This window comes from Paenirhizobium selenitireducens ATCC BAA-1503 (assembly GCF_000518785.1).
GTDB lineage: Bacteria > Pseudomonadota > Alphaproteobacteria > Rhizobiales > Rhizobiaceae > Allorhizobium > Allorhizobium selenitireducens.
This window is the reverse complement of sequence record NZ_JAEG01000012.1, coordinates 56,919-80,256: the sequence shown is the minus strand read 5'-3', so window position 1 is coordinate 80,256 and position 23,338 is coordinate 56,919. Positions and strand designations below refer to the sequence as shown.

The following is a 23,338-nucleotide window of genomic DNA, read 5'->3' as shown; positions in this document are numbered from 1 at the left end:
TTTTCTGACAAGCACCGCCAGCGCCTGACCCTACGCACGATCGGGCGAAACTTGGTCACCTGCCGTCTTGCAGGACGGCACCTTTGACCGCTAAGCATTGGCACTGCAAAGCGCGAAAGGTGAACCGATGCACGAACCGAAGACGCGGGCGACCGGTGCCACGGCTCATCTCGGCCGCACCGGCTTTCCCCATATCGTCACCCCGACGGGCGGAGCGCTGGATATCGTGACCGGGGCATCACAGCCCGGCTTCAACCCGCTCGATCTGCTCTATGCCTCGCTTGCGGCCTGCATGGCGATGAGCGCCCGCATCGCCGCGAGCCGGAGGGGCGTGCTCGGGGCTATCCACGATATCCGCGCGGAAGTGAACGGAGAAAAGGCGGCCGAGGAGCCGTCCCGCATCGCCCGCTTCGTGGTCGTTCTGACGATCGACGGCGACATCGACGCGGCCACGAAAATGGCGATCGCGCACGAGGCCGAGGAAATCTGCACGGTCAGCAATACGCTGGGCTCGGTCCCGGTTCTGGACATGCGGCTGACAGAGTAACGCCTTCTTGTCCGCAATGAGCGCAACCCGCGAATGGACAAGCGAGAACACCGCCCTAAATCGATTAGCGCCCGGCCGACGCTGAACGAAGCCTTGACGCAAGGTCCCACTTCAGTGAAAACGACCGGGTTCCGTGGCTCAAGGACCAGAGTTCGCCACGGATAAACTATGGTGCCGGGCCCCTCTGGCGAGAGTATACGGCGCTCTCGTGATGTCGGTACCGCCAGCAATATGAGCCGGCGGATTCAAGAAAATGATCTCTTTGAACATGCCACTAACCCGTGCGTGCTGGGCGACGCGCGGAGAAACCTCACGCCTTTTCTCTTTGACGACGGTTATCGCAGGGGAGATGGGTCGATGAACAAGCAAGCCACTGGAAACAGCTCCCTCGGATATTTCAAATGGGCCTTCATCGTGACCATCGCCGGCCTTGCGCTCGGCGGCTGGCTCGGTTGGCAGACAACCGGCACGATCGGCGGCATGGCGACGGTGTTCTTCATCTGCGCCGTTCTCGCGGTGCTCGAAATCTCCCTCTCCTTCGACAACGCCATCGTCAATGCCAACAAGCTCAAGGACATGACGCCGGTCTGGCAGCATCGCTTCCTGACCTGGGGTATCGTGATTGCCGTGTTCGGCATGCGTATCGTCTTCCCGCTGCTGATCGTCGTGATTGCCGCCGGCATCGGGCCGGTCGACGCCATCATCCTCGCGGCGCACGAACCGGCCGAATATGCCCGCATCATGAACGAGGCGCACCTGCCGATCGCGGCCTTCGGCGGCACCTTCCTGATGATGGTCGGCCTCACCTATTTCTTCGACCATGAGAAGGATGTGCACTGGATCGAGATGATCGAGAAGCACATGGCGCGCTCGGCCACGATCAAGGGGATCGAGATCGCCTTCGTCCTCATTCTCATCCTGCTGTTTTCGAACCTGCTCGGCGGCGAGGAATCCGTGACCTTCGTCTATTCGGCGATCTACGGCCTCCTGACCTTCCTAGCCGTCGAGGTGCTCGGCGGCCTTCTCGACCAGTCGCAAAAGACCATGTCGGCGGCGGCCAAGGGCGGTCTCGGCGCCTTCATCTACCTTGAAGTGCTCGACGCCAGCTTCTCCTTCGACGGCGTCATCGGCGCCTTCGCGCTCAGCCAGAACCTCTTCGTTATCGCCATCGGCCTCGGCATCGGCGCCATGTATGTGCGTTCGATGACGATCATGCTGGTCGAAAAGGGAACGCTCGCCGAATACCGATACCTCGAGCACGGCGCCTTCTACGCGATCCTGATCCTGTCGGTGATCATGTATTGCCAGACACTGGTGCACATCCCGGAGGTCATCACCGGCCTCGGCGGCGCAGGCCTGATCGGCGTCTCGCTGTGGTCCTCGATCCGCTACAACCGCCAGGAACGGGCGGAAGAGATCCGGCGCGAGCGGGAAACAGTCGCAGAAAACATCTGAGACGATCGCAACCGAATACAGAGAGGCCGGCGGACACCCGCCGGCCTTTCGTCATTTCCGCAGTATGGCGCCGATCAATCGGGGCCGACATCGGCCTTGGCAGCCCCGGGCTTGGGCAGTGAGCCGGTTCCCGGGGTCTTCATCGGGTCGGTCAGTTCCTTGCGCGCATGCGGGCCGGCTGCCGGCATGTGCTCTTCGCGGCGCTCGCGTTTCAATTCGGCGGGGTCGATCTTCTTCTCGGTGCTCATGCTGGTCTCGCGGTTTCCATGCCGGAGAAACCCCAAAGTCCTTCTTCCGGTTCCAGCCCTCGTCAGTCGACCGTCAGCGGCGCCAGCGCGAGCCGCGTCTCATCGTCGAGCGCCAGCGGCCGGCGTGTCGCGCGATCGACCTGTACATGGATGAAATAGCCTTCCGCCGCCGCCGTAGGCTCTTCATTGCGGAACAGGCCGACCTCGTAGCGGGCGGACGACCCGCCGAGCCGGGCCACCCGGATGCCGGCATGCACGACATCCGGAAAGGCCATTTCCGCAAAATAACGGCACCCCGTCTCGACGACGACAAAGATCCGTCCGCCGCCATGGATGTCGAGCACACCCTTCTCGATCAGGAAACCGTTCACCGCCGTGTCGAACAGGCTGTAATGCACCACATTGTTCATGTGGCCATAGATGTCGTTGTCCGCCCAGCGCGTGGTCAGCGTGCGGAACACCTTGTAGGCGGCACGATCGGCCGCGATTGCCCTGCTCATGCCGCTCGCCATGCCGTCCCGTAGATTGTCGGCACATCCGCTTTGACGACTGGCCGGAGATCGTCAGGCAAAAGATCCGCGGGAAGCGCTATACGGAGGTCAGCGCCTTGCGGGTGAATGTCGAATCGAAACGGCTGCATTGCTCCTCCTTCAGCTCTGGCTTCTCGCCGGCATGCTAGTCGAGGCCCGATGCAATGGCCACAGGGGCCGCACACGCAAGCATCCCTGTCCTTGTCCCGTCCGCTGGCGCCCTTACATACAGGAACATGCACAGCCCAAGAAATGTAAGATCGGCCCTTTGGCCGAGTGACGGAATGGGAAGGATGCACGTTTGAACCATGTTTCGCCAGAAAGCCGGACCGGTACCACCTCGCTGCAACTCGCCGCGCTCGCGCAGGCGGCAGGCGAAGCGGGAACGATCACGCTTGGCGGACTGCTGGCCGCCATGGGTCGTACCAGCATCGCCTTCGCGATCCTCATCCTGTCGTTGCCGGCCCTGACACCGATCCCCGGCCCGTTCGGCATGTTCTTCGGGACCTGCCTTGCCATCGTCTCGCTGCAGATCATCACCGGTGCCCGCTCCATCTGGCTGCCGGGGATATTGGCAAGGAGACAGTTGTCTGCGGCGACCGTCGAACTCGTGGTGCGCCATACCTCTCCCTTCATCCAGCGCGTCGAGACGATCCTGCGCAGGGACAGGCTGAGGCTCCTGACCGGCCGCACCGCGGAGACGCTGCTTGGCGTCCCCATCTTCCTGCTTGCGGTCACCATTGCGCTGCCGATCCCCTTCGGCAACTTCCTTCCCGTCGCAGCGCTCGTGGTTATTGCCATGGGCCTGATGGAACGCGATGGGCTCGCCACATTGTTTGGCATCCTGCTAGCAGCGGTCGCCCTCGGCACGTCCGGCGGCCTGCTTTACGGCACGGCCTCCGCGCTGGGTTGGGCGATAGGATAGCGCCGCATTTCCTTCCTGCCGGTCCCGGCCTCCCGCGTAGACGGGTAGAATTATCCACGGACGTCAGCCAATCCGGAAAATGCCGTGCCATTGCGACGCCGGAAGAGGATAGCCTGTCTCGCGACTGCGGGCTGCGGGACATAGGATCGCGACCCTAAATGCAAGGAGTCCCCCCATGTCTACAATTGCATCTCCGTTGAGCGCGCCCGAACGGCAGCCGCTGCTCCGCGCACCCGGGCTTGGCGCTCTCGCCGTCCTCGTTCTCGGAACGCTCTTTCTGGGCTATGCCTATGGCATCAAGCATGGCGCGCTCTTCCTCGTCGGGGGCGGTCTCGGCATCGCGCTTTATCATGCCGCCTTCGGCTTCACCTCCGCCTGGCGCGTCTTCATCATGGACGGCCGCGGGCGCGGCTTGCGGGTGCAGATGATCCTGCTTGCGCTGGCCGTCGTCCTGTTCTTCCCCTTCCTCGCCAGCGGAACCCTGTTCGGCAATCCGGTCAAGGGCTTCGTCTCGCCGCTCGGCACCTCCGTGCTGGCCGGCGCCTTCATGTTCGGCATCGGCATGCAACTCGGCGGCGGCTGCGCCTCCGGCACGCTGTTCACGGCCGGCGGCGGCAATGCCCGCATGCTCGTCACGCTGCTCTTCTTCATCATCGGTTCGTTGCTCGCCACCATTCATTTCGACTGGTGGGTGGCGCTTCCGTCGCTGGCACCCGTCTCTCTGGTCGACACATTCGGCGCCGCCGGAGGCATCCTGGTCTCGCTGGTCCTCTTTGCCGCCATCGCCGCCGTCACGATCCTCGTCGAGAAGCGCCGCCATGGCGCCCTGGAAAGTGAACCAGCCTCGAAGCGCCAGGGCGTGTCCCGGCTGCTGCGTGGCCCATGGCCGCTCATCGCCGGCGCGGTCGCGCTGGTGCTCCTCAACTTCGCGACGCTGGCGCTGGCCGGCCGCCCCTGGGGCATCACCTCGGCCTTTGCGCTTTGGGGTGCGAAGGGTGCGCAGCTGATCGGCATCGACCCTTCGGCCTGGGCTTATTGGCAGCTTCCGCCCAACGCCAAGGCGCTCAGCGAAAGCGTGCTGGCTGACGTCACATCGGTCATGGACTTCGGCATCATCGCCGGCGCCATGCTGGCAGCAGCGCTCGCGGGCAAGTTCGCCCCGAGCCTCGACATTCCGCTACGCTCGGTGCTGGCCGCCGTGATCGGCGGTCTGCTGCTGGGCTATGGCGCCCGCATCGCCTATGGCTGCAATATCGGCGCCTATTTCTCCGGCATCGCTTCGGGCAGCCTGCATGGCTGGCTCTGGGCCGTATTCGCCTTTGCCGGCAACATGGTCGGCGTAAAGCTGCGCCCCTATTTCTTCTTCGAGAAGAAGATCCTGTCGCGCGCCGACGGCTGATCCGCCGGCGACCACGGTCTCACCCGAAAGCGTTGGCGGGATAGGGCTTCGTCACCACCGGCAGATGGCGGGCCCCTTCCGCCAGCAGAAACCGTTCGAAGGCCTGCATGGCGGGGTTTGTCGCGCGATCCGTGCGCGACACACTGAACCATTGGCGCCGGATCGGTGTGTCGATTACGTCGAGAATGACGAGCCGGCCGAGTTTCACTTCCTGCTCGATCGTATGCGCGGAGATGAAGGCAAGCCCCAGCCCGGCGATCACCGCCTGCTTGATCGTCTCGTTAGACCCCATCTCCGTGCCCAGTTCCTCCAGCCGCCGCGGCACTTCGCTGAGGAAGATCTCCAGCGAAATCCGCGTCCCCGACCCGCTTTCCCGCACCAGGAACTGCTCCTGGGCGATCCGTTCGCGGGAAATGTCGAGCACGCCCGCCAGCGGGTGATCGGCCGGCGCGATGAAGACCAGCGGATGGTCGCCGAACATCTGCGAACGGACGTCGAAATCGCGCGGCGGGCGACCCATCAGGGCGATGTCCACCTCATGATCGCGCAGCTTCTGGATGATCTCCGCCCGGTTGCCGATGAACAGGTTGATGTCGATATCGGGTACCTGCTTGCGAAAGGCGGCGATCAGTTGCGGGGCGAAATATTTGCCCGTCGACACCACGCCGAGCCTCAGCCGCCCGCTCCTTAGTCCCTTCATCGAATCGATCGAATCCGCAAGGGTCGCAAGGCTCTCCTCGATCGCATGCGCCGCCTCGAGAAAGGCGAGTCCGAAAGCGGTCGGCACCATGCCTTCACGCGTGCGGTCGAAGACCACCACGCCTGCGTCCCGCTCCAATTGCTGGATCTGCAGGGTGAGCGCCGGCCCGGTCAGCCCAAGTTCTGCGGCTGCGAGATTGATCTTTCCGAGCCGGCTGACGGCTTCCACGGTGCGGAATTGGCGAAGGGATACGTTGCGCATATAAGAAAGTAAGTTTTTCTAACCAACTAAGTCAATATAATAAAATTTACAAACTCCACGGTTCCGCCATTCTCTTCCTGACAGCGGATGGGAGGAGACATCGTAATGTCAGGCGCAACCCTCGAGGCTTACCTCGTTTCATGCATCGCCACGCGCGATGAAACGGCGCGCGACGTGGCCGCCATTATCCAGCGGCTCGCAACCGCCGCCCTCGATATCCGCAAGCTGGTCGGCCAGGGCGCGCTGAGCGCCCACCTCCACGGCCTGCGCGGCGGCGCAAACAGCGACGGCGACATGCAAAAGGAAATGGACGTCATCTGCGATGACCTGTTCCTTTCCTCGCTGCAGGGTGCGCCGGTTGCCTTCTACGCCTCGGAAGAACTGGAGCATCCCGTATCGCTCAATCCTGAAGCACGGCTTGCCGTCGCCATCGATCCGCTCGACGGCTCGTCGAACATCGACACCAATGTCTCGGTCGGCACGGTCTTCTCGATCCTGCCGGCAATCCCGAGCGCCGATCACGACCCGATGCCTACATTCCTGCAGCCGGGCACCCGCCAGCTGGCGGCCGGCTTCTTCATCTACGGCCCCCAGACCGCCCTGGTGCTGTCGCTCGGCAAGGGCACGGAGATCTTCATCTTTTCGAGCCGCCTCGGCTGCTTCGTCCAGGGCTACAAGTCCGTCAGCATCGCCGACCGGGCACACGAATTCGCCATCAACGCCTCGAACTACCGCCACTGGGAAGAGGCGATCCGCCTCTATGTCGACGACTGCCTGGCCGGCGCCGACGGCCCGCGCGAGCGCGATTTCAACATGCGCTGGATCGCATCGCTGGTCGCCGATGCTTATCGCATCCTGGTGCGGGGCGGCATCTTCCTCTACCCGGCCGACAGCCGCCGGGGCTATTCGCAAGGCCGGCTGAGGCTGGTCTACGAGGCCAATCCGATCGCCTTCCTTGTCGAGAATGCCGGCGGTGCGGCGACCAATGCCGTCACCCGCATCCTCGATATCGAACCGGAGAACCTTCACCAGCGCGTGCCGCTGGTCTTCGGTTCACGCCGCGAGGTGGCACGCGTCGCCCGCTACCATGTCGACCCCACCATGATCGGTGAACGCGCGCCGCTGTTCGGCAAGCGCGGCTTGTTCCGGGCCTGAGGAGAATACGATGTCAGCCAAATATCCCATCATCTCGATCACCGGTTCGTCCGGCGCCGGCACGACCACGGTCAAGGACACCTTCGAGAAGATCTTCAAGCGCGAGAACATCTCCGCATCCTTCATCGAGGGCGATGCCTTCCATCGCTATGACCGCGAGGCGATGAAGACGAAGATTGCCGACGAGAAGGCCAATGGCAAAGACTTCACCCATTTCGCCGCCGAAGCCAACGAACTCGAAATTCTCGAAAGCGTGTTTTCCGAATATGGTCGCCGCGGTGTCGGTCGAACCCGGCATTACATCCATGACAATGCCGAGGCTGCGAAATACGGCTCCGCACCCGGCACTTTTACCGAATGGGAAGAATTCAAGGGCAGCGACCTGCTGTTCTACGAGGGACTTCACGGCTGTGCGGTAACGGAGGACCTCAACCTCGCACAGCATTGCGACCTGAAGATCGGCGTCGTGCCCGTCATCAATCTCGAATGGATCCAGAAAATCCATCGCGACAAGGCCACCCGCGGCTATTCGACGGAGGCCGTCACCGACACGATCCTTCGCCGCATGCCGGATTATGTCCACTACATCTGCCCGCAATTCTCGCAGACCGACATCAACTTCCAGCGCGTCCCGATCGTCGACACCTCGAACCCGTTCGTCGCCCGCTGGATCCCGACGCCGGCGGAATCGATCCTGGTGATCCGCTTCGCCAATCCACGCGGCATCGATTTTCCCTACCTGCTGTCGATGCTGCAGAACAGCTTCATGTCGCGCGCCAATTCGATCGTCGTTCCCGGCGACAAGCTCGACCTCGCCATGCAGCTGATCTTCACGCCGCTGATCCACAAACTGCTCGAACGCAAGCACCGCATGTCGTGAGGAGGACACCCATGAACATTTCGCAGAAGATCGAAACCCGCAATGCGGTGACCGAACAGGACATGGCGAATGCCATCCGCTTCCTCGCCATGGACGCGGTGCAGAAAGCCAATTCCGGCCATCCCGGCATGCCGATGGGCATGGCCGACGCGGTGACCGTCCTGTTCAACCGCTTCATCACCATCGATCCGTCGATGCCGGACTGGCCGAACCGCGACCGCTTCGTACTGTCGGCCGGACATGGCTCCATGCTGCTCTACGCGATCCATCACCTGATCGGCTTTTCCGACATGCCGATATCCCAACTGGCCGCTTTCCGGCAGATGGGCTCGAAGACCGCCGGCCATCCGGAATACGGCCATGCGCTCGGCATCGAGACGACGACCGGCCCGCTTGGGCAGGGCATCGCTACGGCCGTCGGCATGGCCATCGCCGAGCAGATGATGGCCGCCCGCTTCGGTTCGTCGCTCTCGGATCACTTCACCTACGTGGTCGCCGGCGACGGCTGCCTCCAGGAGGGCATCAGCCACGAGGCGATCGATCTGGCCGGGCACCTGAAGCTGCGCAAGATGATCGTGCTGTGGGACGACAACCACATCTCGATCGACGGCGCGACCGAGCTATCCACCTCGATGGACCAGCTCGCCCGCTTCCGCGCCGCCGGCTGGGATGCGCAGGCCGTCGATGGCCATGATCCGGAAGCCGTCGCCAAGGCGATCGAACGCGCCCGCAAGAGCCGCAAGCCCTCGCTGATCGCCTGCCGCACAAGGATCGGCAAGGGTGCCGCCAGCATGGAAGGCTCGCACAAGACCCATGGCGCCGCCCTTGGCGACAAGGAAATCGCCGCGACCCGCGAAAAGCTCGGCTGGCAGCATCCGCCCTTCTTCGTTCCGTCCGACATCAAGTCGGCCTGGGAAAGCGTGGCCTCCCGTGGCCAGACGGCGCGCGAGGCCTGGGAAATCCGCCGCGACACCTCCCGTTCCAGAAAGCGCTACGAGCAGACGGTCGAACGGGACCTTGGCCCCGAGGTCGCACGGCAGCTTTCGAAATTCCGTGCGGAGCATCGCAACAAGGCCACCAAGGTCGCGACCCGCCAGGCATCGCAGATGGCGCTTGAGGTGATCAACAGCGCGACATCGCTGACGATCGGCGGCTCTGCCGATCTCACCGGTTCCAACCTCACCATGACTTCCCAGACGGCCCCGATCGCCGCCGGCAACTTCAAGGGCCGCTACCTGCACTATGGCATCCGCGAGCACGGCATGGCGGCGGCGATGAACGGCATCGCGCTGCATGGCGGCTTCATCCCCTACGGCGGCACCTTCCTGGTGTTCTCCGACTATGCCCGGGGCGGGATGCGGCTCTCGGCGCTGATGGGTCTGCCGGTCGTCTACGTGCTGACCCACGATTCCATCGGCCTTGGCGAGGACGGCCCGACCCACCAACCGGTCGAGCATCTGGCCATGCTACGCGCCACGCCGAACCTCAACGTCTTCCGTCCGGCCGACATCATCGAAACGGCCGAATGCTGGGAGATTGCGCTGACGGAAAAGGCAACGCCGAGCGCGCTGGCGCTCTCCCGCCAGGCCCTGCCCATGCTGCGCACGGTCCCCGGTGACGAAAACCTCTCCGCCCGCGGCGCCTATGTCCTGCGCGAAGCCAAGGGCCCCCGCGACGTGACGCTTCTCGCCACCGGCTCGGAGGTCGAGATCGCCGTCGCAGCCGCCGAGATGCTGCGCAGCGAAAAGGGCATCGCCGCGGCTGTCGTCTCCATGCCTTGCTGGGAAAAGTTCGAGGCCCAGGACGAGACCTATCGCGAACGCACCCTCGGCAGCGCACCACGCATCGCCATCGAGGCCGCCGGCCGGCTCGGCTGGGATCGCTGGATGGGACCCCGCGGCAGCTTCATCGGCATGCAAGGCTTCGGAGCCTCGGCCCCGGCCGGCGAACTCTACAAGCATTTCGGCATTACCGCCGAGCATGTCGTCGCGGAAGCGCTGCGGCTTGCCGGCCACAACAAGGGCGGGCGCGGCCGATGACGAGACGCCCCACCCACATCACCACCGCACACAAAGAGGACGCCTGACCATGGCCCGCATCACGCTTCGTCAATTGCTCGACCATGCCGCCGAACGCGGCTACGGCGTGCCTGCCTTCAACATCAACAACATGGAGCAGGGCCTCGCCATCATGCAGGCGGCCAAGGCCTGCGATGCGCCCGTCATCCTGCAGGCATCGCGCGGCGCCCGCTCTTATGCCAACGACATCATGCTCGCCAAGATGATGGAGGCGCTGGAGCTGATGTATCCGGACATTCCGCTCTGCATCCACCAGGATCACGGCGACCGGGTCTCCACTTGTCTGTCCGCCATCCAGCACGGCTTCACCTCGGTGATGATGGACGGTTCGTTGAAAGAGGATGCCAAGACGCCGGCCGACTATGCCTACAATGCCGGCATCACCGCCGAAGTCACGCGCCTCGCCCACATGGTCGGCGTCTCGGTCGAGGGCGAACTCGGCTGCCTGGGCTCGCTCGAGACCGGCCACGGCGAGGCCGAGGACGGCCATGGCTTCGAAGGCGCCCTCGACCGGTCGCAGTTGCTGACCGATCCCGACGAGGCGGCCCGCTTCGTCGCGGAGACCGGCGTCGATGCGCTGGCGGTCGCGATCGGCACCTCGCACGGCGCCTACAAGTTCACCCGCAAGCCGACCGGCGAAGTGCTCGCCATGGACGTGATCGAGAAGATCCACCGCCGACTGCCCGACACCCATATCGTCATGCACGGCTCCTCCTCCGTACCCGAGGAATGGCAGGAGATCTTCAACGCCCATGGCGGCGAGATGCGCGAGACCTATGGCGTCCCTGTCGAGGAAATCGTCCGCGGCATCCGTTTCGGGGTACGCAAGGTCAATATCGACACCGACCTGCGCCTTGCCGCCGCCGCCGAATTCCGTCGCGTTGCCGACACCCGCCGCGACGAATTCGATCCCCGCAAATTCCTCAAACCCGCCATGGATGCCATGGCCTCCGTCTGCAAGGCTCGCTTCGAGGCCTTCGGTACGGCAGGCAATGCGTCGCGCATCAAGGTCATCCCGATGAGCGACATGGCCAAACGCTATGCGAGCGGCAGCCTGAAACCCTCAAACGCGCGGTCTGAAGCCGCCTGAACTCCCATCCGACCAAGGAAAGGACAGTGCCATGAACGCCGATGCGAAAACCGAGATCAAGGGCAAGGAACGCTACAGGGCGGGCGTGCTGAAATACGCCCAGATGGGCTATTGGGACGGCCACTACGAGCCGAAGGACACCGATCTGATCGCTCTCTTCCGCATCACGCCGCAGGAAGGCGTCGATCCGATCGAAGCGGCAGCCGCCGTTGCCGGCGAGAGCTCGACCGCCACCTGGACGGTCGTGTGGACGGATCGCCTCACCGCCTGCGATCAGTACCGCGCCAAGGCCTACCGGGTCGATCCGGTGCCGGGAACGCCGGGGCAGTACTTCTGCTACGTCGCCTATGATCTGATCCTGTTCGAGGAAGGCTCGATCGCCAACCTGACGGCCTCGATCATCGGCAATGTCTTCTCGTTCAAGCCGCTGAAGGCCGCACGGCTCGAGGACATGCGCTTCCCCGTCGCTTATGTGAAGACGTTCAAGGGACCGCCGACCGGCATCGTCGTCGAGCGCGAACGGCTCGACAAGTTCGGCAAGCCGCTGCTCGGCGCCACCACCAAGCCGAAGCTCGGCCTGTCCGGCAAGAACTACGGGCGCGTCGTCTACGAGGGGCTGAAGGGCGGCCTCGACTTCATGAAGGACGACGAGAACATCAACTCGCAGCCCTTCATGCATTGGCGCGACCGATTCCTCTACTGCATGGAAGCGGTAAACCATGCTTCCGCCGTCACCGGCGAGGTGAAAGGCCACTACCTCAACATCACCGCCGGCACGATGGAGGAAATGTACCGCCGCGCCGAATTCGCCAAGGAACTCGGCTCGGTCATCGTCATGGTCGACCTGATCGTCGGCTGGACGGCAATTCAGTCGATCTCGGAATGGTGCCGGCAAAACGACATGATCCTGCACATGCACCGCGCCGGCCACGGCACCTATACGCGCCAGAAGAACCACGGCATCTCGTTCCGCGTCATCGCCAAGTGGCTGCGTCTCGCCGGCGTCGACCACCTGCATGCTGGCACCGCCGTGGGCAAGCTGGAAGGCGATCCGCTGACCGTGCAGGGCTACTACAACGTGCTGCGCGAGACGAAGAACGAAGTCGACCTGCAACGCGGCATCTTCTTCGAGCAGGACTGGGGCGACATCAAGAAGGTCATGCCGGTCGCCTCGGGTGGCATCCATGCCGGACAGATGCACCAGTTGCTCGACCTGTTCGGCGACGACGTGGTGCTGCAGTTCGGCGGCGGCACGATCGGCCATCCGATGGGCATCCAGGCCGGCGCGACCGCCAACCGGGTCGCACTCGAAGCCATGGTGCTCGCCCGCAACGAGGGCCGCGACATCGCCAATGAAGGGCCGGAGATCCTGAGAGCCGCCGCCAAGTGGTGCAAGCCGCTCGAAGCCGCCCTCGATACCTGGGGCAATATCAGCTTCAACTACACCTCGACCGACACCTCGGACTTCGTTCCGAGCGTAAGCGTCCTCTGACAGAGCGAGAGAAAAGGAGAAACGACATGCGTATCACCCAAGGCTGCTTCTCGTTCCTGCCGGACCTGACGGACGAGCAGATCACCGCGCAGGTGGAATACTGCCTGCGCAAGGGCTGGGCGATCGGCGTCGAGTACACCGACGATCCCCACCCCCGCAACACCTACTGGGAAATGTGGGGCAATCCCATGTTCGACCTGAAGGACGCCAAGGGCGTGATGATGGAGCTCGACGATTGCCGAAAGGCCTATCCGCAGCACTACATCCGTCTCAATGCTTTCGATTCGATCCGCGGTTTCGAGACGGTGACGATGTCCTTCATCGTCAATCGCCCGGCCAAGGAACCGGACCTCAGGATGACCCGGACCGACGGTCCGGGCCGCTCTCAGCATTACTCCTGGTCGACCATCGGCTGACGAAAGGACGAGACAATGGTTATGCCCGAGACAACCGTGACGCAGGAGAGCCCCCCGACTTCGGTCGACCTCGCCGAGGAATACCGGACCTCGGGCGTCGCCGAGATCCTCGAAGAACTCGACCGCGACCTCGTGGGCCTGAAACCCGTGAAGCGGCGGATCCGCGAGACGGCGGCGCTGCTGCTGGTCGAACGCGCCCGCCGCGCCATGGGGCTATCCCACGAGCCGCCGTCGCTGCACATGAGCTTCACAGGCAATCCCGGCACGGGCAAGACGACGGTGGCGCTGCGCATGGCGAACCTGCTCCACCGCCTCGGCTATATCCGCAAGGGTCATCTGGTCTCGGTGACCCGCGACGACCTCGTCGGCCAGTATATCGGCCACACCGCGCCGAAGACCAAGGAGATCCTCAAGAAGGCCATGGGCGGCGTGCTGTTCATCGACGAGGCCTACTACCTCTACCGGCCCGACAACGAGCGCGACTACGGCCAGGAGGCGATCGAGATCCTGCTGCAGGTGATGGAGAACAACCGCGACGATCTCGTGGTGATCCTCGCCGGCTATTCCGACCGCATGGATCGCTTCTTTGAAAGCAATCCTGGCTTCCGCTCGCGCATCGCCCATCACATCGACTTCCCCGACTATGCAAACGACGAACTGCTGTCGATCGCCGAGACCATGCTGGAGAGGCAGGGCTATCACCTCGACGCGGAAGCGACGGCCGTGATGACCGACTATATCGCCCGCCGGCGCAGCCAGCCGCATTTCGCCAATGCCCGCTCCATCCGCAACGCGCTGGACCGGGCGCGGCTGCGCCAGGCAAACCGCCTGTTCGAGGAGGCCAAGGGGCCGGTCAATGCCGAGCAGCTGTCGACCATCATCGGCCGCGACATTGCCGCGAGCCGCGTCTTTTCCATGAAGCCGGCCGCACAGCCCGAACATCGTCAGGAGACCCCATGAGCCCGAAGACCATCATTGCGCCCTCGGTTCTGTCTGCGGATTTCTCGCGCCTTGGCGAAGAAGTCGAGGCCATCTGCCGCGCGGGTGCCGACTGGATCCATCTCGACGTGATGGACGGGCATTTCGTACCCAACATCACCTTCGGCCCGCCGGTGATCAAGGCGATCCGCAATCGCACCGACAAGGTGTTCGACTGTCACCTGATGATCGAGCCCGTCGACGGCTTTCTCGCCGCCTTCGCCGATGCCGGCTGCGACATCGTCACCGTCCATGCCGAGGCGACCACCCATCTCGATCGCTCGCTGCAGGCGATCCGCGATCTCGGCTGCAAGGCTGGCGTGTCCCTCAATCCCTCGACGCCGGAAAACGTCATCGAATATGTGCTCGACCGCCTCGACCTCGTCCTGCTGATGACGGTCAATCCCGGCTTCGGTGGCCAGGCCTTCATCCCCGCCGTGGTGGACAAGGTCGCGCGCATCAAGGCGATGATCGGCAATCGGCCGATCGTGATCGAAATCGACGGCGGCGTGACGCCCGAGACCGCGCCGCTCGTTGCCCGGGCCGGCGCCGACATCCTCGTCGCCGGCTCGGCGGTCTTCAAGGGCGGTGCGGATGCCTATGCGGGCAATATCGCCGCCCTGCGCCACGCCGCAGACAACGCGACCCGTCCCCTGGTCCAGAACGAAAGGTAGCTCCATGGCATCCACCGCACCGCTTTGCCATTTCGGCTGGAAGGCCATCGACGCCCGGCTGCCGAGCACCGAGGGACGCGCCCGCTCCATTCTCGACCTTGCCGGACCGAACGGCCTCGTCGTCGCCTTCATCTGCAATCACTGCCCCTATGTGAAAGCGGTGATCGGCCGGATCGTGCGCGATGCGCTGGAGCTCGAGGCGCACGGAATCGGCTTCGTGGCGATCAACTCGAACGATGCGACCGCCTATCCGGAAGACAGCTTCGACAATATGAAGCGGTTTGCCGCCGATCACGCCCTGCCCTTCCCCTATCTGCATGACGCCGACCAATGGGTCGCCAGAGCCTATGGCGCCGTCTGCACGCCGGATTTTTTCGGCTTCAACAAGCGCATGGAGCTGCAATATCGTGGGCGGCTCGATGCCTCGCGCAAGGAGATCGGTCCGGCGGATCTGAAGCGCGACCTGTTCGAGGCGATGGTCGGAATCGCCAGGACCGGCAAGGGGCCGGAAGAGCAGCATTCGGCGATCGGTTGTTCGATCAAATGGAAGCAGGACCCGTCCTGGGCCGGCGCGGAGATGATGACGCACCGTTGAGCACACGATCATGCGCCGCGATCGCTGCGGCATGGAATACCTCGCCCACCAGACTCCAGTCATATGCAGGCATGTCGCGAACGTCAAAAGCCGCCGATGATCCACCATCGGCGGCTTTGTCTATTGCTGTCGAACCCGTCTCGACCGGCAGGCCTGTGTGTTCCCCGAAGACCTCAAGCCCCGCCCGTTCTCGCTTCCGAATGGAAGAGACGCGGACAGGGCTCGGGGGGAGGAGCGCGTAGGCCTTGCTTAAGCCGGCAGGGCGCCGGATTGCTTGGCGACATGGGTGGCGATCGCATCCATCAGCGCCGGCGACAGCGCATCATAGGGCGGCAGCCCGAGTTCGTTGAGGCGCGCGCGGATCTCGCCCATCTTGTCGGGGCTGACCCCGCTCTCGATGACCGACGACACGAAGGCGGCAAATTCCGGCGGGGACCAGCCGGTCTGGTCGCTGAGTTCGGTATGGACGAAATCCAGGCCATAGAAGGGATGCTTGGTGTTCTCGATGCGGCCGTACATATGCGTGCCGCAATCCTTGCAGGCATAGCGCTGGATGGTCGCGTTCGGATCGACGATCTGAAGCTTATCGGCGCCGGAGGTGACCTTGACGTTGTCACGCGACACGACGGCGATCTGCGCGAAGATCGCGCCCTTGGGCTTCCAGCACTTGGTGCAGCCGCAGGCATGGTTGTGCGCCGTCTGGGAGCTGATTTCGACAGTCACCGGATTGGTGGCGCATTTGCATTTGAGCGTGCCGCCGTGAAAGCCGGGCGTGGCCGGCGGAAAGCCGTTGTCGATGGCCGGATGCAGTTTGATCATGGGTCCCTCCTCCTCAAGTTTGGACGTCTGAAGCGTCTTCAATCGGGGACAGGATCGGAGCAAATCAGGCGATCGGCAACATAGCGGAAAGTGGCGGTTTTTGGCGCGGCCGCGGCGTTCGAGGCGAAGCCGGAAACTACCGTCCGCGGGCACGCAGCATGGCGCGAGCCGGATCGTAGCCCCAGACGGCGGCGAGCATGAAGACGACGAAACAGCCTGAAACCCAGGCCAGGGCTTCGAGATTCAGCTGGCCATAGAGCGCAAAGCGGATCAGTTCCACCGCGTGAGTAAAGGGGTTGTAGGCACAGATGTCGCGCAGCAGCGGCGAGCTCTCCGCCATCTTCCAGAGCGGGTAGAGCGCCGACGACAGGAAGAACATCGGGAAGATCACGAAGTTCATCACCCCCGCGAAATTTTCCAGCTGGCGAATGGTCGAGGAGATCAGCAAGCCGAACGCCCCGAGCATCAGGCCGCTCAGCAACAGCGCGGGCAGAACCGCAAGATAGCCGAGCGGCGGCAGGTCGATGCCCGTCAGCGCCGCGAGGCCCAGGAACACCATGACCTGCAGGATCGACACGATGACCCCGGCCAGCAGCTTGGAGAACAGCAGCCACCAGCGCGGCAAGGGCGAGGTCAGCAACAGCCGCATCGAACCCATTTCCTGATCGTAGACCAGCGACAGCGACGACTGCATGCCGTTGAACAGCTGGATCATGCCGCACAGCCCGGGCAGGATATAGACTTCGTAAGTGATGTAGGTCTGGTACGGCGGGATGATCGACACGCCGAGCGCCGCACGAAAACCGGCGGCGAATACGAGAAGCCAGACGAGCGGCCGCACGAGGGCAGCGAGAAAGCGTCCGCGCTGCCTGACGAAGCGCAGGTTCTCCCGGGTGATGATGGCGAGGAGCGCGGTCAGCCAGGCTTTCATGCCGTCGCCTCCGCTCCTTCGGCCGTCATGGCGAGGAAGGCCTTCGCCAGGCTGCGGTCGCCGGCCAGTTCAGCCGCCGGACCGTTGCTCAGCACCCGGCCGCGATGCAGCACCACGACCTGGTCCGACAGGTTGATCTCGTCGACCAGATGCGTCGCCCAGAGCACGGCAAGCCCGCTCTCGGCGAGCCCATGCACATGGTCGGTGATCGCCTGCCGCGAGGCGGCGTCGAGGCCGACGGTCGCTTCGTCGAGCAGCAGGATTTCCGGTTGGTGAACCAGCGCGCGAGCGATCTCCATGCGCCGCCGGTGCCCGCCGTTCAGCGCACGCACCAGTTCGTCGGCGCGCTCGGCCATGCCGAGCTGGGCAAGGGCGCGGTCGATCGCCAGCGCGGCGGAACGGCCCGACAGTCCGTGCAGTCCGGCGAAGTAACGCAGGTTGCGCCGCACCGTCATGTCGAGATCGAGCGTCGGCTGCTGGAACACCACGCCGATCCGGGCCAGCGCCGCGCGTGGAGTCTTGGCGATATCGAAGCCTGCGACATTGATCGTTCCCTCGTCGGCGACAATCAGCCGGGTCAGAAGGGCAAAGAGCGTCGACTTGCCCGCACCGTTCGGCCCGAGCAGCGCGCAGAACCGGCCAGGCTCGACATTGAACGAGACATCGTCCAGCGCCTTGCGCTCGCCGTAGCGATAGCCGACATGGCTGATCTCCAGACCTTTCAAGCCGTGTCCTCCCGCTTGCCGGCAGTCGGGTTTCCGCCGTCGGTGATCGTCGCCGGGCGCCCGGCGAGCCTGAGCGTGCGTCTGGCCAGACGCCTCGCCTCGGCTTCGGAATGGGTGACGAGGATCACGGCGGGACCCGTCTCGGCGATCAGCGCCTCGGTCAGTTCCAGCATTTCCTCTGCCGTCTGCGGATCGAGCGAAACATAGGGCTCGTCCATGACGAGAAGCGCCGGGCGCCCGGCAAAGGCGCGGGCCAAAGCCAGGCGCCGCTGCTGGCCGAGCGACAGCTGGCCGGGAAAGAGCCCGGCCTTGTCGGCAATGCCGATGCGCTCGAGCGCAGCGCGCGCCGCATCCTCCCCGAGCGACGGGTGGACCAGGGTCAGATTCTGCAGCACGCTGCGCCAGGGCAGCAGAACCGGCTCCTGGAACACCATGGCGATGTTCTGCGGCCGGACGATCTCGCCCTCGAAAGCCTCGTCGATTCCGGCGATCAACCGGAGCAGCGTCGACTTGCCGATCCCCGAAGCGCCGAGGATGGCGACCGCTTCGCTGTCGCCCATCTCGAAACGGATGTCGCGCAGGATCTCCGATGGACCAAAAGCCTTCCGCCGGACGTCGACCTTGATCATGCCGTCCTCCAGGCCCGCGCCCGCCGTTCGACCGGCTGCAGGATCAGGGCTTCGACCATCAGCATGACGACGATGAAGGTCAGCGAATAGACCAGCACCATGGCGACGTCGAACAGCTGGAAATAGAAATGGATCTGGAACCCGACACCGCTGGAGCGGCCGAGGAACTCGACCACCAGGACGATCTTCCAGATGACCGCAATGCCGGAGCGCGCCGCGCCGGCGATGTAGGGCGCGAGCTGGGGAATGACGACGTGGCGGAGCCGTGCCATGGGCGGCATGCAATAGACCTTGGCCATGGCATCGAGGTTCGGATCGAGCGCCCGGGCGCCTTCGCGCAAAAGCGTCGCGACATTCGGGATCTTGTTGAGCACGACCGCGATGATCGCTGCCGTCTCGTTGAGGCCGATCCAGAGATAGCAGAGCACGATCAGCACCAGCGCCGGCAGGTTGAGAAACACCACCAGCCAGGGATCGAGCCAGCGGTCGACGGCGGGAAAGCGCCCCATCAGGAAGCCGAGCGCCACGCCGATCGCCATGGCCGGCACGAAGGCCATCACCACGCGCCCGAGCGTCATCGCGAGATGATAGGGCAAGGCACCGGAGCCAACCGCCCGGGCAAGCGGCTCCCCGAGCGCCCAGGGTTGCGGCAGGATGCTGGCATCCGCCGTCAGCGCCGCCGCACCGACCCACACCAGCAGCAGCAGGCCGAGAGACAGTGTGCGGACGATCAGCGGATTTTGGCCATTGTCACTCAAGGTGCAGGAAGACCCCCTCGGGCAGCGTCGTCGCTTTGCCGACGAGCTCCTCGCCGCCGAGTTCGGCCATCAGCCGCAGGAAGCGATCGGCCGCCGCCTCGTCGATCGGCTTGCCGCTCGGAATGCCGGCACGATAGCCGTCGCGCAACGCAGCGAATTCGGTGTCGTCCGCGGCGTTCATCTGACCGCGTATCCCCTCCCAGGCAGCATCATCGCTGCGCAGCCGCTCCTTGGCCGCCACCGAGGCCTTGTAGAGCCCCTGCGCCACCTCGGGATGCGCCTTGACGAATTCGCCCTTGAGCACATAGCCAAGCAGTGGCGTGTCGGGGTCGAGCCCGAGTTCGGTCGCGGCATCGGCGACGGAAACGAGATCATGCATGCCCTTCGCCTTCATCTTGGCGAGGAAATGCCAGAAGTTGATCGCACCCGCCGTCTCGCCGGACAGCGCAGACTTGAAGATCAGCGGCGGCGCGGCGAACACCTGCTCGGTCTCCTTGGCGAGATCCATGCCGTATTTCTTCGTGGCATAGGCGCGCAGAATGAGCCAGCTCTTGTCGAGCGGCCCGCCGGCAATGCCGATTTTCTGCCCCTTCAGATCCGTAAGCGCCTTGACCGGGCTGTCGTCCTTGACAACGAGACCGCCGACCGCGCGCGAATACGGAATGAAGACATAGTCCTTGCCGGCGGCGCGCTGGTAGGCGACCCAAATCCAGTCGGCCACCATGGTTTCGGCCTCGCCGCCCTCGAAGGCGACGCGCGTCGCACCGTTGTCGGCATAGTCCTGAACGGCCATGACGAACCCGTTTTTGGTGTCGAACCCGTTCGCCTTGATGGTCGAAATCTCCCAGTTGACCGTGCCCGAGGCCAGCATCGCCGCCCTGATCTGCGGCAGATCTTCCGCCATGGCCGGCGCCATGCCGAGCACCAGCAGGCACCCCGTCAGAATTCGTCTAAAGACACGCATCGCTCGTTCTCCCCGGGATTGCCGCCCTTGCCTTCACGGCTCGTTGACCAGCGGCTCTTACACGATTCTTCTGGCAATTCGCCAACCTGTCCAGCCTATTCCTTGCGCTTGTCGGCAACGGTGAGATCGGCATTGAGATCCATGTCGTACTGCCCGTCGGCGCAGAAAACGTCGTCGAGTTCGAAGCCATCGCCGTCGGCCTCGATATTGGCGGGGTCGACCTCGCATTGCATGGCCTTCAGCATGTCCTGGATCGCCTTCTGCTTGTCGGCAGGCACCTCGGCGGCCGATGCGGCAAAGGGCAAGGCAAGAAAGGCGGCAAGAAATACGGTCTTCATCTTGTGGCTGCGCATCGTAATCGTCCTTCTGTCAATATTGGCTTACTGAATGGAAATCGTCACCTTCTGCGTGTCGCTTGTCGTATTCGGGATGCGAACCTCGTAGGAACCCGGCTTGATGGCGATGAACGACATGGTCGCCACGCCGGCCTTGTCGAATTCGAGGCTGTCGATCGCCATGGGGCGAACCTCGATGCCGTTGATGACGATCTCGTTCATCCAGATCGCCCGGAAGAAGGGAGCACCGGAGATCGCCAGCTCGGCCGAGCCGTCGGCGGTGATCTTCATTTCGTAATAGGCGCCCGATTGCAGCGCCACGTCACCCTTGCCTAGCGGCTGGCCCGAGGCAAGCGTGATCTCGATCGGTTCGCCGCGATTGCATTTGGCCAGAAGCCCGGCAAAACCGAGCTTGTCGCACAGCGGCGCCGCGACCGCCGGCATGGCAATGATCGGACTGACCAAGGGGACGGCAATCAGAGCGGCCAATCCCGCCAAAAGGTTTCTGGTCATCGATGAATTCCTCCCAATATTGTTTCTATCTGAAAAACGGTCAGTTCGGCGCGACGACGACCCCCCACGGCTGTTCTCCGACCGGAACCGAACGAACGACCTTTTCGGCTTTCACGTCGATGATGCTGACGTCATTGGAGTTACCGTTGGTGACGACGAGAAATTCCTCGCCTGGCGTGAAGGCCATCTGCCAGACCCTCTGGCCGACGAGCAGATAGTCGAGCACCTCGTCGGTCTTGGCATCGATCACCGCCACGCGATTGGCTGGCCCGAGCGCGACAAAGACCCGCGATCCGTCGCTGGTCGCCTTGACGCCGACGGGCTGCAGCCATTCCGGCAGCACGCCGGGAACTTCGAAGGTGATCTTCTTGTCGACCTTCGGCTCCCCGGCGCCGAGATTGATGACGGACACGGTGCCGCCGATCTCGGCGCTGACATAGAGCTTCTTTCCGTCGGCGGTGAATTCCGCATAGCGCGGCCGCTGGTCGACCAGCACATTGTGCACGATCTCGTAGGTCGAGGTGTCGATGAAATGCGCCATATTGGTGGTTTCTGAGGTATTGATCAGCGTCTTGGAGTCCGGACTGACGGCCACGCCTTCCGGCTCGACACCCACCGGGATCTCCGCCAGAACCTGATGCGTCTCAGTGTCGACCACCGTCACCAGATTGTCGTCCTCGTTCGCGACATAGAGTTGCTTGCCCGAGGGGTTGAGCGCGAACAGTTCCGGGTCAGGACCGGAGGGAAGGGTATGCAACTCCTTGTAGGTCTCGGGATCGAAGACGCGCACCGTGTCGTCGTCCGAGGCGCACACATAGAGTTCCTTGCCGTCGGGGCTGATCGTGATGCCGCGAGGCCGGTTGCCGGCGGGGAACTCGGCGATCTTCTCCCAGGTCTCGCTGTCCAGAACGGTCACCGTGTTACCGCGCTCATTGGTGACGAACACCTTGTTGGCGAGGGCGGGACCGCTGGCCAGAAGGGCGGCAGGCAGGATTATCCAGGCGTATTTCAGCATTCTATCCTCCAAAGGCACGGCATGCGGTTTCGGGTGCGTCAATGCCCAGCGTGTCGAGCGGCGAATGCTGGTGCAGATAGCCGTCCTGGGGAGACACGGAGACGGTGATGCGGCCGTCGCCGAGCAGGATCGGCTGGCGCAGCTGTCCGTTCCATGCGCGGAAGGTCAGTTTCTGGCCCTTGAAAGCGGCGATCTCGAAATCCTTCGACAGCAGGAAGGACCGGATTGTGGCAGCATCGGCCTTGCCGGACCGTGTCACGGCCTCTCCAATCACGCGGAGGGCGAGCCACGCCTGGTAGTCCTCGTCCCGCGCACCACGGCCCGTCAGCTTCTCGAAACGGCGCTGGAACTGCGTCGCGCCCCAGGATTCGTGCGCCTGGTGCCAGGTGAGCGGCATCAGGCCCGCCGAGCCGGCGACCGGGCGCGGATCCCAGGAATGGTAGGGCAGATAGGCTGCGAAGACGTCGGTCTCGTCGGCCGCAACCGTGACGTCATGCTCCTCGGCGCCTTGCATGAACACCGGGATCTGCTTCTGGACCAGGACATGACCGGTATCGGTCCGCCGCGCGCCGCCGGTATCGACGAATTCACGCTCCTCGACGATCTTCGCGCCAAACTTCGTCGCCGACTTCCGGTAGCTTTCAGCGAGCAGCTTGTCTTCAGGATGCGAGCCATGAATCAGGAGGATGCGCGGCCACTTCTTCCACATCAGGAATTGCACGACCCCGTCCGTAAGCATCGACCGGCTCGGCGCGATATGCAGGACATTCGCCCGGCATTCTGCGTCGCGCAACGCATCGTCCCTCGCCCCGGCATTGAGTAGCAGCACGTCCGGCCCGGCCCGATCGGCCAGCGCTTTCAGGGTTTCGCCGTCGGAAATCACCGCGATCAGCTTGACGCCATCGGCCTTCAGCGCGTCGAGCGCCGCCTCGGCCTCCTCTGGCGGCACGGCCTTTGTGGTCAGTTGATAGTCCATGCCGGTGAAGGCGCCCGTCGTGCGGTTGTCCTCGTTGCCGAGCGTGGCACCGGCAAAACCGAGATCCGCCGGCGCAACGTCGAGCCGGGAGATCGGCGGCAACTTGACGCGATCGACGCGAAGGACGGCGGTCTTCACCGCCTCGGCCCACGCAGTCTGCGTTGTCATCCAGGCAACGCAAAAAATGGCAAGCCCAAGCCGCTGTTTCGACATCGTCGGAATGACCTCCCAATCTTCCTGACACATCTTA

General features: G+C 63.8%; 26 protein-coding genes. 13 read left to right on the top strand and 13 right to left on the bottom strand.

All coding sequences use genetic code 11. The features are described 5' to 3' along the window. The first annotated feature begins 127 nt into the window (after nucleotides 1–127). Both L867_RS25590 and L867_RS0117010 read left to right on the top strand, forming a co-directional pair. The gene (locus L867_RS25590; RefSeq protein ID WP_051439048.1) at nucleotides 128–547 is read left to right on the top strand and encodes an OsmC family protein; all 420 of its coding nucleotides are present in this window, start codon (nucleotides 128–130) and stop codon (nucleotides 545–547) included. Nucleotides 548–904: 357 nt separating this feature from the next. After that, nucleotides 905–2,002 (top strand): DUF475 domain-containing protein, encoded by a 1,098-nt coding sequence (locus tag L867_RS0117010; protein ID WP_028737995.1) that lies wholly within the window; start codon nucleotides 905–907, stop codon nucleotides 2,000–2,002. 74 nt (nucleotides 2,003–2,076) lie between these two features. On the opposite strand, the gene L867_RS27485 is transcribed toward L867_RS0117010, so the two are convergent. Then, nucleotides 2,077–2,250: a hypothetical protein gene (locus L867_RS27485; protein ID WP_156951574.1), complete on the bottom strand. Its 174-nt coding sequence runs from the start codon at nucleotides 2,248–2,250 to the stop codon at nucleotides 2,077–2,079. 62 nt (nucleotides 2,251–2,312) lie between these two features. After that, nucleotides 2,313–2,750: an acyl-CoA thioesterase gene (locus L867_RS25585; RefSeq protein ID WP_037173725.1), complete on the bottom strand. Its 438-nt coding sequence runs from the start codon at nucleotides 2,748–2,750 to the stop codon at nucleotides 2,313–2,315. A 331-nt stretch (nucleotides 2,751–3,081) separates the two neighbouring features. On the opposite strand from L867_RS25585, the gene L867_RS0116995 reads away from it, so the two are divergent. After that, complete coding sequence (locus L867_RS0116995) at nucleotides 3,082–3,705, top strand: exopolysaccharide biosynthesis protein (protein WP_028737994.1); 624 nt, start codon at nucleotides 3,082–3,084, stop codon at nucleotides 3,703–3,705. 175 nt (nucleotides 3,706–3,880) lie between these two features. Then, nucleotides 3,881–5,104, top strand: coding sequence for a YeeE/YedE family protein (locus L867_RS0116990; protein ID WP_028737993.1), 1,224 nt, complete (start codon nucleotides 3,881–3,883; stop codon nucleotides 5,102–5,104). 19 nt (nucleotides 5,105–5,123) lie between these two features. Here L867_RS0116990 and L867_RS0116985 read toward each other — a convergent pair whose 3' ends face one another. After that, nucleotides 5,124–6,065, bottom strand: a complete 942-nt coding sequence (locus L867_RS0116985) for a LysR family transcriptional regulator (protein WP_028737992.1) — start codon at nucleotides 6,063–6,065, stop codon at nucleotides 5,124–5,126. Nucleotides 6,066–6,170: 105 nt separating this feature from the next. Here L867_RS0116985 and L867_RS0116980 point away from each other — a divergent pair, with 105 nt between their 5' ends. From L867_RS0116980 to L867_RS25575, 9 genes are read left to right on the top strand one after another with little or no spacing between them, the layout of a single operon-like run. After that, a complete protein-coding gene (locus tag L867_RS0116980; protein WP_028737991.1) occupies nucleotides 6,171–7,220 on the top strand; it encodes a class 1 fructose-bisphosphatase in 1,050 nt (349 codons plus the stop codon). A gap of 10 nt (nucleotides 7,221–7,230) precedes the next feature. Beyond that, on the top strand, nucleotides 7,231–8,100 hold the full coding sequence (locus L867_RS0116975) for a phosphoribulokinase (RefSeq protein WP_028737990.1): 870 nt from the start codon (nucleotides 7,231–7,233) through the stop codon (nucleotides 8,098–8,100). An 11-nt stretch (nucleotides 8,101–8,111) separates the two neighbouring features. Then, the gene (gene tkt / locus L867_RS25580) at nucleotides 8,112–10,139 is read left to right on the top strand and encodes a transketolase (RefSeq protein ID WP_037173687.1); all 2,028 of its coding nucleotides are present in this window, start codon (nucleotides 8,112–8,114) and stop codon (nucleotides 10,137–10,139) included. Nucleotides 10,140–10,188: 49 nt separating this feature from the next. Then, nucleotides 10,189–11,268, top strand: a complete 1,080-nt coding sequence (fba, locus tag L867_RS0116965; RefSeq protein ID WP_028737989.1) for a class II fructose-bisphosphate aldolase — start codon at nucleotides 10,189–10,191, stop codon at nucleotides 11,266–11,268. A 31-nt stretch (nucleotides 11,269–11,299) separates the two neighbouring features. Then, nucleotides 11,300–12,760 carry a form I ribulose bisphosphate carboxylase large subunit gene (locus L867_RS0116960; RefSeq protein ID WP_028737988.1) on the top strand — a complete coding sequence of 487 codons (1,461 nt, stop codon included), beginning with the start codon at nucleotides 11,300–11,302 and terminating at the stop codon, nucleotides 12,758–12,760. A gap of 26 nt (nucleotides 12,761–12,786) precedes the next feature. After that, a complete protein-coding gene (locus L867_RS0116955; RefSeq protein ID WP_028737987.1) occupies nucleotides 12,787–13,176 on the top strand; it encodes a ribulose bisphosphate carboxylase small subunit in 390 nt (129 codons plus the stop codon). A gap of 21 nt (nucleotides 13,177–13,197) precedes the next feature. Next, on the top strand, nucleotides 13,198–14,136 hold the full coding sequence (cbbX, locus tag L867_RS0116950) for a CbbX protein (protein WP_408605992.1): 939 nt from the start codon (nucleotides 13,198–13,200) through the stop codon (nucleotides 14,134–14,136). Next, entirely contained in the window at nucleotides 14,133–14,828 is a 696-nt protein-coding gene (gene rpe / locus L867_RS0116945) for a ribulose-phosphate 3-epimerase (protein ID WP_028737985.1), read from the top strand. The genes cbbX and rpe overlap by 4 nt, the downstream gene beginning before the upstream one ends. 4 nt (nucleotides 14,829–14,832) lie before the next feature. Continuing rightward, nucleotides 14,833–15,423 carry a thioredoxin family protein gene (locus L867_RS25575; protein WP_051439047.1) on the top strand — a complete coding sequence of 197 codons (591 nt, stop codon included), beginning with the start codon at nucleotides 14,833–14,835 and terminating at the stop codon, nucleotides 15,421–15,423. A gap of 249 nt (nucleotides 15,424–15,672) precedes the next feature. Here L867_RS25575 and gfa read toward each other — a convergent pair whose 3' ends face one another. From gfa to L867_RS0116890, 10 genes are all read right to left on the bottom strand, one after another. Further along, nucleotides 15,673–16,242, bottom strand: a complete 570-nt coding sequence (gene gfa, locus L867_RS0116935; protein ID WP_028737984.1) for an S-(hydroxymethyl)glutathione synthase — start codon at nucleotides 16,240–16,242, stop codon at nucleotides 15,673–15,675. 136 nt (nucleotides 16,243–16,378) lie between these two features. Continuing rightward, nucleotides 16,379–17,173 (bottom strand): ABC transporter permease, encoded by a 795-nt coding sequence (locus L867_RS0116930; RefSeq protein WP_028737983.1) that lies wholly within the window; start codon nucleotides 17,171–17,173, stop codon nucleotides 16,379–16,381. Beyond that, nucleotides 17,170–17,898 (bottom strand): ABC transporter ATP-binding protein, encoded by a 729-nt coding sequence (locus L867_RS0116925; protein ID WP_028737982.1) that lies wholly within the window; start codon nucleotides 17,896–17,898, stop codon nucleotides 17,170–17,172. The genes L867_RS0116930 and L867_RS0116925 overlap by 4 nt, the downstream gene beginning before the upstream one ends. Beyond that, nucleotides 17,895–18,527, bottom strand: coding sequence for an ATP-binding cassette domain-containing protein (locus L867_RS25570; protein ID WP_037173685.1), 633 nt, complete (start codon nucleotides 18,525–18,527; stop codon nucleotides 17,895–17,897). The genes L867_RS0116925 and L867_RS25570 overlap by 4 nt, the downstream gene beginning before the upstream one ends. Next, nucleotides 18,524–19,285 carry an ABC transporter permease gene (locus tag L867_RS0116915; RefSeq protein ID WP_028737981.1) on the bottom strand — a complete coding sequence of 254 codons (762 nt, stop codon included), beginning with the start codon at nucleotides 19,283–19,285 and terminating at the stop codon, nucleotides 18,524–18,526. The genes L867_RS25570 and L867_RS0116915 overlap by 4 nt, the downstream gene beginning before the upstream one ends. Continuing rightward, complete coding sequence (locus L867_RS0116910) at nucleotides 19,278–20,249, bottom strand: ABC transporter substrate-binding protein (RefSeq protein WP_028737980.1); 972 nt, start codon at nucleotides 20,247–20,249, stop codon at nucleotides 19,278–19,280. The genes L867_RS0116915 and L867_RS0116910 overlap by 8 nt, the downstream gene beginning before the upstream one ends. 95 nt (nucleotides 20,250–20,344) lie before the next feature. Continuing rightward, nucleotides 20,345–20,602 carry a hypothetical protein gene (locus L867_RS0116905; protein ID WP_028737979.1) on the bottom strand — a complete coding sequence of 86 codons (258 nt, stop codon included), beginning with the start codon at nucleotides 20,600–20,602 and terminating at the stop codon, nucleotides 20,345–20,347. Between the two features lie 27 nt (nucleotides 20,603–20,629). Next, nucleotides 20,630–21,097: a hypothetical protein gene (locus L867_RS0116900; RefSeq protein WP_051439046.1), complete on the bottom strand. Its 468-nt coding sequence runs from the start codon at nucleotides 21,095–21,097 to the stop codon at nucleotides 20,630–20,632. A gap of 40 nt (nucleotides 21,098–21,137) precedes the next feature. Further along, the gene (locus tag L867_RS0116895) at nucleotides 21,138–22,112 is read right to left on the bottom strand and encodes a YVTN family beta-propeller repeat protein (RefSeq protein ID WP_028737977.1); all 975 of its coding nucleotides are present in this window, start codon (nucleotides 22,110–22,112) and stop codon (nucleotides 21,138–21,140) included. A gap of 1 nt (nucleotide 22,113) precedes the next feature. Further along, nucleotides 22,114–23,256, bottom strand: a complete 1,143-nt coding sequence (locus L867_RS0116890; RefSeq protein ID WP_232363956.1) for an ABC transporter substrate-binding protein — start codon at nucleotides 23,254–23,256, stop codon at nucleotides 22,114–22,116. Nucleotides 23,257–23,338 lie beyond the last annotated feature (82 nt).

What these genes read in the sequence shown, in the direction of transcription:
- rpe (WP_028737985.1), top strand. Translation starts at nt 14,133, where the DNA reads ATGAGCCCGAAGACCATCATTGCGCCCTCGGTTCTGTCTGCGGATTTC.
- L867_RS0116990 (WP_028737993.1), top strand. Translation starts at nt 3,881, where the DNA reads ATGTCTACAATTGCATCTCCGTTGAGCGCGCCCGAACGGCAGCCGCTG.
- L867_RS25570 (WP_037173685.1), bottom strand. Translation starts at nt 18,527, where the DNA reads ATGATCAAGGTCGACGTCCGGCGGAAGGCTTTTGGTCCATCGGAGATC.
- L867_RS0116955 (WP_028737987.1), top strand. Translation starts at nt 12,787, where the DNA reads ATGCGTATCACCCAAGGCTGCTTCTCGTTCCTGCCGGACCTGACGGAC.
- L867_RS0116910 (WP_028737980.1), bottom strand. Translation starts at nt 20,249, where the DNA reads ATGCGTGTCTTTAGACGAATTCTGACGGGGTGCCTGCTGGTGCTCGGC.
- fba (WP_028737989.1), top strand. Translation starts at nt 10,189, where the DNA reads ATGGCCCGCATCACGCTTCGTCAATTGCTCGACCATGCCGCCGAACGC.
- L867_RS25575 (WP_051439047.1), top strand. Translation starts at nt 14,833, where the DNA reads ATGGCATCCACCGCACCGCTTTGCCATTTCGGCTGGAAGGCCATCGAC.
- L867_RS25585 (WP_037173725.1), bottom strand. Translation starts at nt 2,750, where the DNA reads ATGAGCAGGGCAATCGCGGCCGATCGTGCCGCCTACAAGGTGTTCCGC.
- L867_RS0117010 (WP_028737995.1), top strand. Translation starts at nt 905, where the DNA reads ATGAACAAGCAAGCCACTGGAAACAGCTCCCTCGGATATTTCAAATGG.
- L867_RS0116895 (WP_028737977.1), bottom strand. Translation starts at nt 22,112, where the DNA reads ATGCTGAAATACGCCTGGATAATCCTGCCTGCCGCCCTTCTGGCCAGC.
- L867_RS0116890 (WP_232363956.1), bottom strand. Translation starts at nt 23,256, where the DNA reads ATGACAACGCAGACTGCGTGGGCCGAGGCGGTGAAGACCGCCGTCCTT.
- L867_RS25590 (WP_051439048.1), top strand. Translation starts at nt 128, where the DNA reads ATGCACGAACCGAAGACGCGGGCGACCGGTGCCACGGCTCATCTCGGC.
- L867_RS0116900 (WP_051439046.1), bottom strand. Translation starts at nt 21,097, where the DNA reads ATGACCAGAAACCTTTTGGCGGGATTGGCCGCTCTGATTGCCGTCCCC.
- L867_RS0116980 (WP_028737991.1), top strand. Translation starts at nt 6,171, where the DNA reads ATGTCAGGCGCAACCCTCGAGGCTTACCTCGTTTCATGCATCGCCACG.
- tkt (WP_037173687.1), top strand. Translation starts at nt 8,112, where the DNA reads ATGAACATTTCGCAGAAGATCGAAACCCGCAATGCGGTGACCGAACAG.
- gfa (WP_028737984.1), bottom strand. Translation starts at nt 16,242, where the DNA reads ATGATCAAACTGCATCCGGCCATCGACAACGGCTTTCCGCCGGCCACG.
- L867_RS0116975 (WP_028737990.1), top strand. Translation starts at nt 7,231, where the DNA reads ATGTCAGCCAAATATCCCATCATCTCGATCACCGGTTCGTCCGGCGCC.
- L867_RS0116985 (WP_028737992.1), bottom strand. Translation starts at nt 6,065, where the DNA reads ATGCGCAACGTATCCCTTCGCCAATTCCGCACCGTGGAAGCCGTCAGC.
- cbbX (WP_408605992.1), top strand. Translation starts at nt 13,198, where the DNA reads ATGCCCGAGACAACCGTGACGCAGGAGAGCCCCCCGACTTCGGTCGAC.
- L867_RS27485 (WP_156951574.1), bottom strand. Translation starts at nt 2,250, where the DNA reads ATGAGCACCGAGAAGAAGATCGACCCCGCCGAATTGAAACGCGAGCGC.
- L867_RS0116960 (WP_028737988.1), top strand. Translation starts at nt 11,300, where the DNA reads ATGAACGCCGATGCGAAAACCGAGATCAAGGGCAAGGAACGCTACAGG.
- L867_RS0116930 (WP_028737983.1), bottom strand. Translation starts at nt 17,173, where the DNA reads ATGAAAGCCTGGCTGACCGCGCTCCTCGCCATCATCACCCGGGAGAAC.
- L867_RS0116905 (WP_028737979.1), bottom strand. Translation starts at nt 20,602, where the DNA reads ATGCGCAGCCACAAGATGAAGACCGTATTTCTTGCCGCCTTTCTTGCC.